The 14,128-nt window shown below is 67.8% G+C and carries 7 protein-coding genes and 1 pseudogene; 6 read left to right on the top strand and 2 right to left on the bottom strand.

Features of this window, described 5'->3' with window-relative positions; genetic code table 11:
• Positions 1–6: 6 nt before the first annotated feature.
• Positions 7–489, bottom strand: a complete 483-nt coding sequence (locus IG65_RS0121890; protein WP_104379108.1) for a GtrA family protein — start codon at positions 487–489, stop codon at positions 7–9.
• A 136-nt stretch (positions 490–625) separates the two neighbouring features.
• Here IG65_RS0121890 and IG65_RS0121885 point away from each other — a divergent pair, with 136 nt between their 5' ends.
• The 6 genes from IG65_RS0121885 (at position 626) to IG65_RS0121860 (ending at position 13,942) form a co-directional block, all read left to right on the top strand.
• The gene (locus IG65_RS0121885) at positions 626–2,122 is read left to right on the top strand and encodes an FAD-binding oxidoreductase (RefSeq protein WP_081879652.1); all 1,497 of its coding nucleotides are present in this window, start codon (positions 626–628) and stop codon (positions 2,120–2,122) included.
• Entirely contained in the window at positions 2,119–2,880 is a 762-nt protein-coding gene (locus tag IG65_RS0121880) for a decaprenylphospho-beta-D-erythro-pentofuranosid-2-ulose 2-reductase (protein WP_030516814.1), read from the top strand. The genes IG65_RS0121885 and IG65_RS0121880 overlap by 4 nt, the downstream gene beginning before the upstream one ends.
• Before the next feature lie 175 nt (positions 2,881–3,055).
• Positions 3,056–5,020 (top strand): galactan 5-O-arabinofuranosyltransferase, encoded by a 1,965-nt coding sequence (locus IG65_RS0121875; RefSeq protein WP_030516813.1) that lies wholly within the window; start codon positions 3,056–3,058, stop codon positions 5,018–5,020.
• A 915-nt stretch (positions 5,021–5,935) separates the two neighbouring features.
• Positions 5,936–7,045, top strand: coding sequence for a hypothetical protein (locus IG65_RS37895; RefSeq protein ID WP_156055716.1), 1,110 nt, complete (start codon positions 5,936–5,938; stop codon positions 7,043–7,045).
• 50 nt (positions 7,046–7,095) lie between these two features.
• The gene (locus IG65_RS0121865) at positions 7,096–10,347 is read left to right on the top strand and encodes an arabinosyltransferase domain-containing protein (RefSeq protein WP_030516812.1); all 3,252 of its coding nucleotides are present in this window, start codon (positions 7,096–7,098) and stop codon (positions 10,345–10,347) included.
• A 112-nt stretch (positions 10,348–10,459) separates the two neighbouring features.
• Complete coding sequence (locus IG65_RS0121860; RefSeq protein WP_369801576.1) at positions 10,460–13,942, top strand: arabinosyltransferase domain-containing protein; 3,483 nt, start codon at positions 10,460–10,462, stop codon at positions 13,940–13,942.
• Here IG65_RS0121860 and IG65_RS39225 read toward each other — a convergent pair.
• Positions 13,901–14,029 (bottom strand): annotated as a pseudogene (locus IG65_RS39225) (DUF5988 family protein); the annotation flags it as partial. The gene IG65_RS0121860 and the pseudogene IG65_RS39225 overlap by 42 nt on opposite strands.
• Positions 14,030–14,128: the final 99 nt, after the last annotated feature.

Below are 14,128 nucleotides of genomic sequence, written 5' to 3'. Positions count from 1 at the left end.
GGAACGTCAGCGGATCTTGAAGATCACCGCACGCTGCACGACGAAGTTGATGACGGTGGCCACGCCCTGCGCGATGACGAAGGCGATCAGCACGGCGCCCTTCACCGAATGGCCGGCGATATCCACCGACATCGCGGGCAGGGTGTCGTTGAGCAGCGCGTTGATACCCACCTGCGCCGCGAAGGTCACCGCGTAGAGGATCACCACCGCCACGAACCGGCTGCGGCTCGGCGGCGCCTTGAACGTCCAGCGCCGGTTGATCAGATACGCCGTGGTGGTACCGACGATGAAACTGCAGGCCTTGGCGAAATCGCGCGGGACCCCGAACAGGGCCATGAGCAGCACGTACAGCCCGAAGTCGACCACCGCCGACAATCCGCCGGTGAGGACGAACCGGACAATCTGCGTCTTCAGATCGACATCCGTACCGCCCGGCTCGTCTACCAGGGGCAACTCGGCCGGAAGAGGAAGATGGGGTTCCGCACTCACGGCACGAGAGTAGCGGGTCGCGCCGCACACGCCGCGACAACCGCGCTCCCGCCCCGGTCGCCGCTGTGAAATCCGCCTCGAGCGGGCCGCGGACACGCGACAGCCGACCCCTGCCCCGGCCATACCTGTAGCCTCTATGCCGATGTCCACGAAAGCTCAGACCTCCACCGCCGCGGGTCCTGCGAACTCCGCGGGCGACGGCGAGGCGTCACAGGCAAGCAGCAACGGCGCCGCCGACAGCTTTTCGCTGCCGACGCATACCCGTCGACTGACCGGATGGGGTCGTACCGCGCCCTCCACCTCCGAAGTGCTCTCGACCGGCGATCCGGAACTGATCGCCAAGGCCGTGGCCATGGTCGCGGAGGACAACGAGTCCAAGCCGGCGTACCTGCGACGCGGTGTGATCGCGCGCGGGCTCGGCCGGTCCTACGGTGACCATGCGCAGAACGGTGGCGGCCTCGTCATCGACATGTCGGCGCTGAACAACATCCACCGGATCGACCGTGACAGCCACCTGGTCGATGTGGATGCCGGTGTCAGCCTCGATCAGCTGATGAAGGCCGCGCTCCCGTTCGGCCTGTGGGTTCCGGTCCTGCCCGGCACCCGGCAGGTGACCGTCGGCGGCGCCATCGCCTCCGATATCCACGGCAAGAACCACCACAGCGCCGGCAGCTTCGGCAACCACGTGCGTTCGATCGACCTGCTGACCGCCGACGGCAAGATCCAGCACATCGGTCCCAAGAAGAACGCCAAGCTGTTCTGGGCGACCGTCGGCGGCAACGGCCTGACCGGCATCATCCTGCGCGCCACGATCGAGATGACGCCGACCGAGACGGCCTACTTCATCGCCGACGGCATCAAGACCACGACGCTGGACGAGACCATCGCCGTACACAAGGACGGCTCCGAGGAGAACTACACCTACTCCTCGACCTGGTTCGACGTGATCAGCGCACCGCCGAAGCTGGGGCGTGCCAACGTTTCTCGCGGCCGTCTGGCCAAGTTGGACGAACTGCCGAAGAAGCTGCGCGCCAACCCGCTGAAGTTCGACGCGCCGAATCTGCTGACGGTGCCGAACATCTTCCCGAGTTTCGCGGCCAACAAGCTCACGCTCGGCATGGTCGGCGAGGCGTACTACGCGCTCGGCGGCAACTACACCGGCAAGATCATGAACTTGACGCAGTTCTATCACATGCTGGACGTGGTCTCGGAGTGGAATCGGGCCTACGGGTCGGCCGGTTTCATCCAGTACCAGTTCGTCCTGCCGCCCGAGGCGCTGGACGAATTCACCAAGATCATCGTCGACATCCAGCGTTCCGGTCACTACTCCGCGCTCAATGTGCTGAAGTTCTTCGGGCCGGGCAACCAGGCGCCGCTGAGCTTCCCCATGGAGGGCTGGAATATCTGCGTCGACTTCCCCGTGCGTCCGGGCCTCAACGAGCTGGTCACCGAATTGGACCGTCGCGTCCTGGAATTCGGCGGTCGCCTTTACACGGCGAAGGACTCCCGGACCACCGCGGAGACCTTCCACAAGATGTATCCCAAGATCGACGAGTGGATCAAGGTCCGCAGAAGTGTCGATCCCACAGGCGTTTTCATGTCCGATATGGCGAGAAGGCTGGAGCTGCAGTGATCAACGCGGTAGGTAACCCGCAGAACATTCTGCTTTTGGGCGGTACCTCGGAGATCGGCCTCGCGATCGTCGAGGAGTATTTGAAGAAGGGCCCGGCGCGAGTGGTGCTCGCGGCGCTGCCGAACGACCCGTTGCGCGCGCAGTCGGTCGCTCAGTTGGAGGCCGCGGGCGCGTCGAAGGTCGAGATCGTCGACTTCGACGCGCTGGACACCGGCAGCCACCCCAAGGTGATCGAACAGGCCTGGGCCGACGGCGATATCGATGTCGCGATCGTCGCCTTCGCGCTCGACGGCGACGCCGAGGAGCTGTGGCAGAACCAGCTCAAGGCCGTGCGGGTCGCCGAGGTCAACTACACCGCGGGCGTGTCGGTCGGCGTGCTCGTCGGCGAGAAGATGAAGGCCCAGGGCTTCGGGCGGATCATCGTCATGTCCTCGGTGGCCGGTGAGCGCGTCAAGCGCGCCAACTTCGTCTACGGCTCCACCAAGGCCGGTCTGGACGGTTTCTACCTCGGACTGGGTGAGGCGCTGCGCCCGCACGGCCCGCGCGTCACCGTGGTGCGGCCGGGCCAGGTGCGCACCCAGTTCTCCGCGCACGTCGCCGAGGCGCCGCTCACGGTGAACAAGGAAGACGTTGCGGTGCTTGCGGTTTCGGCGTCCGAGAAGGGCAAGGAACTGGTCTGGGCGCCGGGTACGTTCCGCTGGGTCATGATGATCCTGCGCCACGTTCCGCGCCCGATCTTCCGCAGACTTCCCATCTAGATCGGCTCGGTTTCGAGCCGCGAAGGAGAGTCGCCGCTACCGAGCGCCGGCTCTCCTTCGTCGTTTCACGAGGACGGCCGCCGGCACAGCGCGAGCATCGCGCCGACGCGAACCGGTTCCACCCGGCTTGTAGGCTCGCGGGCAGATCGGCGGCGAGAGAGGATCCGGAGGCACTGTGCGCGTACTAGTCCGGCAGGTCGGGGGCGGGCTCGGGGAAGCTGTCGTCGGGGCGGTGGTCGCCGCGCTGGTGGCGGCCATCGGGCTGACAGCGATGTCGGCGGTGCAGTGGCCGGCGTTCAACTCCTCCAATGTGACTCGCGCGCTGACCACCGTGGGGCAGGCGGGTGCGGCGGTGCTGCTGGTGCTCGCCATCGTGCTGATCCGGATGCGCCGGTGGCCGTGGGTGGCGAAAGTGCTGTCCTGGGCGGGTATTTCCGCCTTCGTCACGGTGACGCTGGGAATGCCGCTCGCGGCGACCAAGCTGTATCTGTTCGGCATTTCGGTGGATCAGGAATTCCGCACCGAATATCTGACGCGCCTCACCGATACCGCCGCGCTGCACGATATGACCTACGCCGACATTCCGGCGTACTACCCCGCCGGCTGGTTCTGGATCGGCGGACGGGTCGCGAATCTGCTCGGCCTGGCCGGGTGGGAGACGTTCAAGCCTTATGCGATCGTGTCGCTGGCGGTGGCGTCGGTGCTGGCACTCGTGTTGTGGTCCAAGCTGATTCGCTGGGATTGGGCGGTCGCGGTCGCGGCGACGACCACCGCGGTGATGGTGGCGTTCGCCTCCCCCGAGGCCTACAGCGCCGTGCTGGTGATCCTGTTCGCACCGGCGATGGTGCTGGCGTGGGGTGCGCTGTATCGGCCCGCCGAATTCGGGGCGACGGCGAGCCCGGCCGGCGAGCCGCGCACCGCGGGCGGCTGGGGCGCGGCGATCGGAGCGGGGGCGTTCCTCGGACTGTCGGCGATGTTCTACACGCTGTTCTTCGTGGTCGCGGTCTTCACCGTGGTCCTGATGGGCCTCGTCGCCTGGGCGACCCTGTGGTGGCAGCAGCACGAGATCGCGGTACATCAGCCGCGCGCTCCGCGGCTGGGCGTCTTCCGCCTGCTGTGGCCGATTCTGCTGCGGCTGATCGTCATGGGCGTGATCGCCGCGATCCTGGCCCTGATCGTCTGGGCCCCGTATCTGGCGAAGGTGCTGACCGGGCATCTGCCGGAATCCAATACGGCCCTGCACTACCTGCCGGAATCCGGTTCGCGCCTGGCGTTCCCGATGTTCGACTTCTCCGAACCGCTGCTCGGCGCCCTCTGCCTGCTCGGCACCCTCTGGCTGGTGGTGCGGGTCGCGAGTTCGCGACGGGCCCAGGCGCTCGCCATCTCGGTGGTCGCGATCTATCTGTGGTCGCTGGCCTCCATGCTGGTCACGGCCGCCGGTACGACGGGCCTGGCCTTCCGCTTGGAACCCATCCTGCAGGTGCTGCTGGCCGCGGCGGGAGCGTTCGGATTCGTCGAGGGCGCACGGGCCGTGTACCAGGCCGTCGACGAACCGCGACGATTCCGGGCGGCGACCGCGGTGGTCGCGGTCCTCGGTGCGCTGGCCTTCACACAGAGCATTCCCGGCATCTTGAATGCCGAGATCACCACCGCCTACACCGACACCGACGGCAACGGGGTGCGGGCGGACAAGCGCAGCCCCTCGGCGGTGTCGCATTACGGCCGCATCGATCAGGTCCTCACCGAACAGACCGGGCGGCCGCGCGACGAAACAGTGCTCCTCACCGCCGACACGAGCTTCCTGTCCTACTATCCGTATTTCGGTTTCCAGGCGCTGACCTCGCATTACGCCAACCCGCTCGCCGATTTCCCGGCCCGGGCCGCCGAGATCAAGCGCTGGACTGAGCTGAAATCACCGGCCGAGTTGATCGACGCGCTGAACCACTCTCCGTGGCGCGCGCCGGACGCCTTCCTGTTCCGTCGCAGCGGCGAGAACTACACCCTGCGCCTGGCCGAGGACGTCTATCCCAACGACCCCAACGTGCGGCGCTACACGGTCGAATTCCCGGGGACGCTCTTCGCCGATCCGCATTTCCGGATCACGGATATCGGGCCGTTCACCCTGGTCGTGCGCTCCTGACCCGCACTGTGGATAACGCTGTGGAATTCCCCCGTTCCTGTGGATAACCAACGCTCACCCGGCGCCGCCTCACTCCGGATGGGTACGGTGGGTGGCTGATTGTCGGCCGAAGGAGTGTTTTACCAGTGGTGCAGGGCGGGCCAGCGGTTCCCGACGAGTCACAGCGTCCGGGGGTGAGCGCGGCCGTTCTGTCCGAGGGGCCCGAGCCGCGCACGTCCCCGGAGCCGAGACCCGCGGACAGACCCTCCCGGGGCGCGCGGCTGCTCGACCGGCTGCTCGCGTCCCGCGCAGATCTGGCGGTCGCCGTCCTCTATCTCACTGCCGCTGTGTACGTCCTGTCCGGGCAGTGGCGCGACACCGCGCACGGATACCTGGTGAAGAGTGGCCAGGACCAGTCGATGTGGGAGTGGTTCTTCGCCGAAACCGCACATGCGGTGATCCATCGGCACAACCCGCTGGGCACGAATCTGCAGAACTACCCCGACGGCGTGAACATGATGGCCAATACCGCCATGTTCGGCGTCGGGATTCCGTTGACACCGGTGACCGTGCTGTTCGGCCCGACCGTCACCTTCGCGCTCGTGCTCACCCTGGGTCTCGCCGGAACCGGTTTCGCCTGGTACTGGCTGTTCTCCCGGGAGTTGGTGCGATCCCGTTTCGCCGCCGCCCTGGGCGGCGCGTTCTGCGGCTTCGCACCCGCGATGATCTCGCATGCCAACGCCCACCCCAATTTCGTCGGTCTGGGGATCCTGCCGGTGCTCGCGATCCTGGTCGTCCGGATGGCGCGCCGGGCCGCGTCCGACGAAACGGTGAGCCGGGCGCGGCAGATGCGAGAGGCCGTGGTGCTCGCGGTTCTGGTCGCACTGCAGATCGCGCTCGGCGGAGCCGCTGCTGATCTTCGCCCTGGGCTTCGGCATGTACGCCCTCGTCTACTACCTGCACGAACCTCGGACCGGGCTGCGGGTGGTACGTGCCGTGACGCCGACCCTGGCGCTGGCCGCGGTGATCACGGTGGCCGCTACGGCGATTCCGCTGTGGTGGCAGTTCTTCGGGCCGCAGAGTTACCGGTCCATCGATCACGGGCCGATGGGCAACGACCTCGAGGCGCTGGTCGAATTTCCCTCGCAATCGCTGGGCGGCGTCTTCGCCCCGGGCAAGACCCCGGCGATCAATCCGACCGAGGAGAACGCCTTCTTCGGCTGGCCGCTGCTGGCCTTGACCGCTGTGACCGCGGTCTGGCTGTGGCGCTCGCGCCACCGCGACCATCGGGCGATTCGCGCGGCCACGACGGTGATCGTAGTGTTCAGCGTCCTGTCGCTGGGCGTATCGCTGCGAATCGGCCGGTCCGATACCGGGATCACACTCCCGTGGCACTGGCTCGACCACGTGCCGCTGCTGAACACCGTGCTGGAGACGCGGTTCACCATGGCCGCGATTCCGGCGCTCGCGGTGGTCCTGGCGCTGGGGACGCAGCGAATCCTCGAGTACGCCGGCACCAGCACGAACGACCTGCGGCCGGCGATCTGGTTCACCGCCGTCGCGCTGGCACTGGTCCCGCTGGTCCCCACCGTGCTGCCGGTGACCCATCGCGATCCGACGCCGCGGTTCTTCACCGACGGCACGGTCGGCCGCTATGTCGGCGACGGCTCGGTCGTGATCGCGCCGCCGCCGACCCGGCTCGACGCTCAGCCGCTGAACTGGCAGGTCGATGCCCATTTCGGCTTTCCGCTCGCGGGGGGCTATTTCGTCGGGCCGACGGCCGACAAGAAGGGCCGCTACGGTCCCGACGATCGGCCGACCGCGACGCTGTTGATGCGGGCGCAGAAAACCGATCGGATCCAGCCGGTCGATTCCCAGGCGAGGGCGCAAGCGCTGACCGATCTGGCCTACTGGCATGCCGACGTGGTCGTCCTGCCGCCCACCGAACACGGCGGGGCGATCCGCGCGACCCTCGACCAGCTGCTCGGCATCCCGGGGCAGGTGGTCGACGGTGTCGTCGTCTGGGATGTGCGCGGACTGCGGTGATGCGCCCTGCCACCTCCGGGCCCGTCGCTCCGGTCGCCTAGCATCGCTGGGTGCGCGCAGACTCTCCAGCGTTTCCCCGCATCCGCGTGATCGCCCTCCTCTCGGGGTTGATCGCCGTCGCCCTCGCGGTGCTCACACCGCTGCTGCCGGTGCGGGAGGACCGGGCGAGCCTGGATTGGCCGCAGCCGCAATCGGTCCCGGTGAACGCGCCGCTGGTGTCGTATGTGCCGCTCACCGTCGACGCCTCGCTGCCGTGCAGTGCGCTACGCGAACTGCCCAGCGGCACGGTCTTGTCCACGGTGCCCGCCGACGCACCCAATGCCTCCGCGAAGGGTCTGATCGCCAAGGTCACCGACGAGCCGGGTGGGCGCACACTCTCGGTGCTGCTGCGCGATATTCCGCTGCTCTCGGCGCCGCTGGCCGAGGTGGGTGGCTGCGCGCGCTTCGTCGTCACCTCCACGGCCCAGGCCACGACGGCCGAATTCACCGGTGTGACACGGCAGGACGGCACACCGTTCACCAATACCGTCGGCGGCGATGTGCGACCCCAAATCGTCGGCGTTTTCACCGATCTGACGCGAGCGCAGCTCGGTGACGCCCACCTGCACGCCGCCATCGACTCGCGCTTCTCGTCGACGCCGAGCCCGCTGAAGCTGGCCGCGATCATCGGCGCGGTCGTCTTCACCCTCATCGCACTGATCTGCCTGCACCTGATCGATACCGCCGACGGGCGACGACCGCGCCGCTTCCTGCCGGCCCACTGGTGGCGGGTCACCGTCGCGGATGTGGTGGTGCTGGGCACCCTGGTGGTCTGGCACATCATCGGCGCCAACACCTCCGACGACGGCTACATCCTGAATATGGCCCGGGCGTCGAAACATTCGGGCTATATGGCCAACTACTACCGCTGGTTCGGAGTGGCCGAGGCGCCCTTCGGCTGGCCGTACGAGGTGCTGGCCTGGATGACCCGGGTGAGCGACACCGGCTGGTGGATGCGGCTGCCGGCCCTGCTGGCCGGCGTGCTGTGCTGGCTGGTGATCAGCCGGGAAGTGCTGCCGCGCCTGGGTTCTCGCGTCCGCCGCGACACCGTGGCGCTGTGGACGGCGGGGCTGGTGTTCCTGGTCGCCTGGCTACCCTACGACAACGGTCTGCGCCCCGAACCGCTGATCGCCCTGGGCGCGCTGCTGACCTGGTGCTCGATCGAACGCTCGATCGCGACCGGACGACTGCTGCCCGCCGCGATCGCGGTGTTGATCGCGGCGTTCTCGCTCGCCGCCGGGCCGACCGGCCTGATCTGCATCGCCGCCTTGGTCGCCGGCTCGCGACCGGTCCTGCAGCACATCATCTCCCGCGCCCGCGGCGGCGGTCCGGCCCGCGCGGCGATACTGCGGTACGGCGCCCTGCTCGCGCCGGGCGCGGCCGCCGGAGCACTGGTCCTGGTGGTGGTCTTCGCCGATCAGACACTGGCCTCGGTGATGGAGGCGACCCGGGTCCGCAAGCTCATCGGACCGAATGTGGCCTGGTTCGACGAGCGGACCCGCTGGGACTCGCTGCTGATGCTCGCGCCGGACGGCTCGCTGGCGCGCCGGTTCGGCATTCTCGGCATGCTGCTGTGCCTGCTGGTGTGCGTTCTGGTCATGTTGCGCAAGAACGGCCGCATTCCGGGTACCTCGAAGGGCCCTTCGGCCCGCATCCTCGGCATCGTGTTCATGTCGCTGCTGCTGATGATGTTCACCCCCACCAAGTGGACCCACCACTTCGGCGTCTATGCCGGATTGGCCGGTTCGCTCGCGGCGCTGACCGCGGTCGCGGTGGGTATCAACGGAATTCGCGCCCGCTACAACCGCTCACTGTTCGCGGCCGCGGTGTTCTTCCTGCTGGCGATCACGTTCACCGGATCCAACGGCTGGTGGTACGTCTCCAGCTACGGTGTGCCGTGGTACGACAAGGCGCCGCTGATCGCGGGTAAGGGCCTCTCGACGCTGTTCCTCGGGCTCGCGGTGCTGTGCCTGCTGCTGGCGGCGTATCAGTACTATCGCGAGCCGTATCGAAAGGCCGAGGGCCGCAGGCGGTTCGACATGTGGGCGGTGCAACCGCTGACCATCGCGGCCGCGGTCATGGTGCTGTTCGAGGTCGCCTCCCTCGGCAAGGGTGCGATTACGCAATATCCGGCCTATTCCATCGCGAAGTCGAATATCCGTGCCCTGGGCGGACATCCCTGCTCCCTGGCCGACGCGGTCCTCACCGAAACCGATACCGCCGATTCCCTGCTGCAGCCCTACTCCGGTTCCGCGGCCGACGCGCTCGGCGCCGACAGTGTGGGCTTCGACCCGAACGGTGTGGCCAAGGATCTGACCGCCGACGCCGAGGAGACGACCACCGGCGGCGCGAATTCGGTCAACGCCGATTCCGCGAACAAGACCACCCGCACCACCACCGCGGGCACCGGCGGCGGCACCACACAGCAGGCGGGTGTCAACGGCAGCACCGTCGCATTGCCGTTCGGTCTGGATCCGGCCCGCACCCCGGTGCTGGGCAGCTACACCACCGGGACCAAACAGCAGGCGCATCTGACCTCGGGCTGGTATCGGATGGACCTGCCCGGCGCCCGTCAGGATCCGGACCGCAAGGTCCTGGTGGTCACCGCGGCCGGACGGATCAAATCGGTGAATGCCGACGGCGTGGTCACCTACGGCCAGGATCTGCGCGTCGAATTCGGCGACCGCGCCGCCGACGGCACCGTGCGGCCGCTGGGCTCGTTCGTACCGCTGGATATAGGCGGCGCGCCGTCGTGGCGGAATATGCGGGTGCCGCTGGACCGCATTCCGGACGGGACCAACGCGGTGCGGATCGTGGCGGTCGCCAACGATCTGACGCCGCGGCAGTGGCTCGCGGTCACACCGCCACGCCTGCCGAAGCTCGCCACCCTCGATTCGGTGGTCGGACACACCGATCCCGTCCTCGAGGATTGGCACGTCGGCCTGGCCTTCCCCTGCCAGCGCCCGTTCGACCACAAGGACGGCGTGGCCGAGGTGCCGAAGTGGCGCATCCTGCCGGACCGAGTCGGTTCCGACGCCTCCAACGCCTGGCAGGACGATATCGGCGGCGGTCCGCTGGGCTGGACCGGGTTGTTGCTGTCGGCCCAGACCATCCCCGCCTATCTGAACGACGACTGGAGCCGCGACTGGGGTTCGCTGGAACGGTTCACGCCCTACGTCCCGGAGGCGCGCCAGGCCGATGTCGGGGTGACGGTTCAGACGCGCTGGGGCTGGGCCAAGGATGCGCCCATCAAAGTGAAATAGCAGGTCGACCGGTATGTAGCGGAAATACGGGCAACGGTTCGGAAAATCGATAGGTCCGAACCGTTCCCGTGAACACGGTCACTCTCAGTGTGGGCAGATAACATCACCATCCGTGCCCGACGCCGCAACAGCTGTCTTGACAAAACCGACGGTCGCCGAACAACCGGTGACGTCGCGCGATTTCCGCACCGCCCGGATGATCGCCGTGATCGCCGGCCTGCTCGGCGCGATCTTCGCGCTCGCCACCCCGTTTCTGCCGGTCCAGCAGACCACCGCCGAGGTGAACTGGCCGCAGGGCGGGACCATCGGCAATGTCGAGGCGCCGCTGATGTCGCAGGTCCCGGTGGATCTGCGGGCATCCATCCCGTGTTCGACGGTGGCAGCGCTGCCCCAGGGCGGCATGCTGCTCAACACCGCGCCGCCGCAGGGCGACCGCGCCGCGCTCGAGGGCATGTTCGTGCGTGTCACCAGCGATTCGGTCGACGTGGTCGACCGCAACGCGATCGTCGCCTCCGCGAAGCGCAGCGAGCTCGAGGGCTGCACCGCCATCACCATCACCTCCGATATCGACCGCACCTACGCCCACTTCGAGGGCCTGACCAAGCAGGTCGAACGGCCCGCCGCCGACGGCGGCACCGAAACCGTGACCATGCCGGTGGACGGTGCCCTGCAGGGTGATCTGCGGCCGCAGGTGGTCGGCGTGTTCTCGGATCTGAAGGGTGCGGCGCCGGCCGGGCTGTCGTTCCACATGACCGTCGATTCCCGCTTCTCGTCCTCGCCGACCGTGATCAAACTGGTCGCGATGATCGCCGCGGTGCTGTGCACACTCATCGCGCTGGCCGCGCTCGGCCGCCTCGACACCAACGACGGCCGCGGCCACCGCCGCTTCTTCCCCGCGCACTGGCTGAAGCCGACCTGGGCCGACGGCGCGGTCCTGGGCATTCTGCTGGTGTGGCATTTCATCGGCGCCAACACCTCCGACGACGGCTACATCCTGACCATGGTGCGAGTGGCGCCGCACGCCGGTTATCTGGCCAACTACTTCCGCTGGTACGGCGTGCCGGAGGCGCCGTTCGGCTGGTACTACGACGTCATCCAGGTCTTCGCGCAGATCTCCACGGCCAGCCCGTGGGTGCGCATCCCCGCGCTGCTGTGCGGAATCCTGTGCTGGATGGTGATCAGCCGCGAGGTGGTGCCACGACTGGGCCGCAGCGTGCGGACCTCGAAGGTCGCGCTGTGGACCGGCGGGCTGGTGTTCCTCGCCTTCTGGCTGCCCTACGACAACGGCCTGCGCTCGGAGCCGATCGTCGCGCTGGGCGCGCTGCTGACCTGGGTGTCCATCGAACGCGCGATCGCCACCGGACGCCTGTTGCCCGCCGCCGGCGCGGTACTGGTCGCGGCGTTCACCCTCGCCGCGGCGCCCACCGGCCTGATGTGTGTGGCCGCCCTGCTCGCCGGTATCCGGCCGCTGATTCGAATCGTGGTGCGCCGCAAGCGCGACCTGCAGGCGCGTGCCGGTAGCGGCTGGCGCGCTTCGGGATTCGTATCCTCACTACCGTTGCTGGCGCCGATCGCGGCGGCCGGTTTCCTGGTGCTCACCGTCGTCTACAGCGACCAAACCTTCGCCGGGATCCAGGAGGCCAACCGCGTGCGGCGCCTCACCGGCCCGAACCTGGCCTGGTACGAGGACTACCTGCGCTACTACTACCTGTTCGTGCAGACCGTCGACGGCTCGGTCTCGCGCCGGTTCGCCTTCATCGTGATGATCCTGTGCCTGATCACCACCGCCCTGGTGTTGTTGCGGCGCAAGCAGATTCCCGGCATCTCCAGCGGTCCGACCTGGCGGTTGATCGGGGTGGTCTGCGGAACCATATTCTTCATGATGTTCAACCCGACCAAGTGGACCCACCACTTCGGCGCGTACGCGGGCATCGCGGGTGCGCTCGCGGCGGTGACGGCGGTCGCGGTTTCGGCGACGGCGCTGCGGTCGCGCAAGAACCGCTCGATCTTCCTGGCCGCCCTGCTGTTCGCCCTGGCGCTGTCGTTCTCCGGCACCAACGGCTACTGGTACGTCTCGAGTTACGGCGTGCCGTGGTTCGACAAGACGGTCTCCCTGCACGGCTTCCAGTCCAACACGCTGATGCTGGTGTTGTTCGGCCTCGCGCTCGCGGTGGTGGCCTGGCAGGCGCTGCGCGAGGGTTACGCCAAACCGCCGGAGAGTTCGAAATCCTCGCGCGGCAAGCGCATTCGCCGGTTCGCGGCCATTCCGCTGACGCTCGTCGCCGCGGCGATGGTGTTGTTCGAGGTGCTGTCGCTGGCCAAGGGCGCAGTGACCCAGTACCCGGCCTACTCACTGGCCCGCGGCAACGTCGACGCGGTCGACGGCAACCGCTGCGGAATCGCCGATGACGTTCTGGTCGAGACGAACCCGAACCAGGGCCGGTTGAATCCGATCATCGATCCCGCGCATCCGCCCAAGGACAACGATCCGCTGGCCGGTGTCGACCCGACCGGCTTCGATCCCAACGGCGTGCCGAACGATCTGAAAGCCGATGCGGTGGAGGTGAAGCCGGGCACCGGTAACACCTCCAACCAGTCGGTGGGCGCGAACTTCGCCGAGGGACAGAACGCGGGCACCGGCGGCGGCACCACGAAAGAGGCCGGTATCAACGGCTCCACGGTGGCACTGCCCTACGGCCTCGACCCGAAGGCGACCCCGGTGATGGGCAGCTATCAGCAGGGCCTGCAGCAGCCCGCGCATCTGACCTCGAGCTGGTACGAACTGCCCGCTCGCTCGGCCGATGCACCGCTGGTGGTCATCTCCGCGGCCGGCCGCATCCTCTCCTTCGACCAGACCGGGGCGCTGCAGTACGGCCAGGACCTGAAGCTCGAGTACGGCAAACGCCAGCCCGACGGTTCGGTGAAGTTCGAGGGCAGCTACGTCCCGCGCGATATCGGCCCGGCGCCGTCGTGGCGCAACCTGCGCGTTCCGCTGTCGGAGATCGCCGCGGACGCCGATGCGGTGCGGATCTCGGCCAATCGCAATGTGCTGATCGGTGACCAGTGGCTGGCGTTCACACCGCCGCGAGTGCCGAAGATGGTCACGCTGAACAACTTCCTGGGCTCCGAGCAACCGGTGCTCGAGGACTGGGCGGTGGGCCTGCAGTTCCCGTGCCAGAACCCGTTCCCGCACCGCTACGGCGTGGCGACCATGCCGAACTACCGCATCCTGCCCGACCGCCCGCTCGCGGTGAGCTCGACCGATACCTGGCAGGCCGAGGAATTCGGCGGCCCGCTCGGTTTCACCCAGATGCTGGCGGGCTCCACCACGATCCCGACCTATCTGAAGGACAACTGGGCTCGTGACTGGGGCACCTTGGAGCGCTACGAGGCGGCCGGGCCGGGGGGGGGGGGGCGCCCCACATCCCGCCCCCCCCCCGCCGTCGTCGTATGCAGCGATGTGGGATTGCCGGGCCGGGGCCTACACGTCGACGTGTTCGATCCACTCGTAGACCGGGAGATTGCCTTCGGGAGTGTCCTGGCGGCGTGGTGTGGATTTGAAGCGTTCGTAGCCACCGGCGTTCTGCACGCGTAATTCGATGCCGGGTGGGGTGATGGGAACGATGCGGTGCGGCAGGTCGGCCGGCCCGCCTTCGAGTACAGCCTTCGGTGAGCTACCCATAGCTGAAGGCTCTCATATGGCGGCCCGCCGACCGGGCGATTCCACGAAAGACACGCGCTACCCGGCGTTCAACCGGGCGTTACCCCGGCATACCCGCGA

Source organism: Nocardia sp. NRRL WC-3656, from assembly GCF_000720265.1.
Classification (GTDB): Bacteria; Actinomycetota; Actinomycetes; order Mycobacteriales; family Mycobacteriaceae; genus Nocardia; species Nocardia nova.
The sequence above is the reverse complement of the archived record's forward strand: the minus strand, read 5'-3'. Positions and strand labels throughout refer to the sequence as shown.

Excerpts from the sequence above, each read along its gene's own strand:
- IG65_RS0121885 (WP_081879652.1), top strand. The coding sequence starts at position 626 with ATGCCGATGTCCACGAAAGCTCAGACCTCCACCGCCGCGGGTCCTGCG.
- IG65_RS37895 (WP_156055716.1), top strand. The coding sequence starts at position 5,936 with ATGTACGCCCTCGTCTACTACCTGCACGAACCTCGGACCGGGCTGCGG.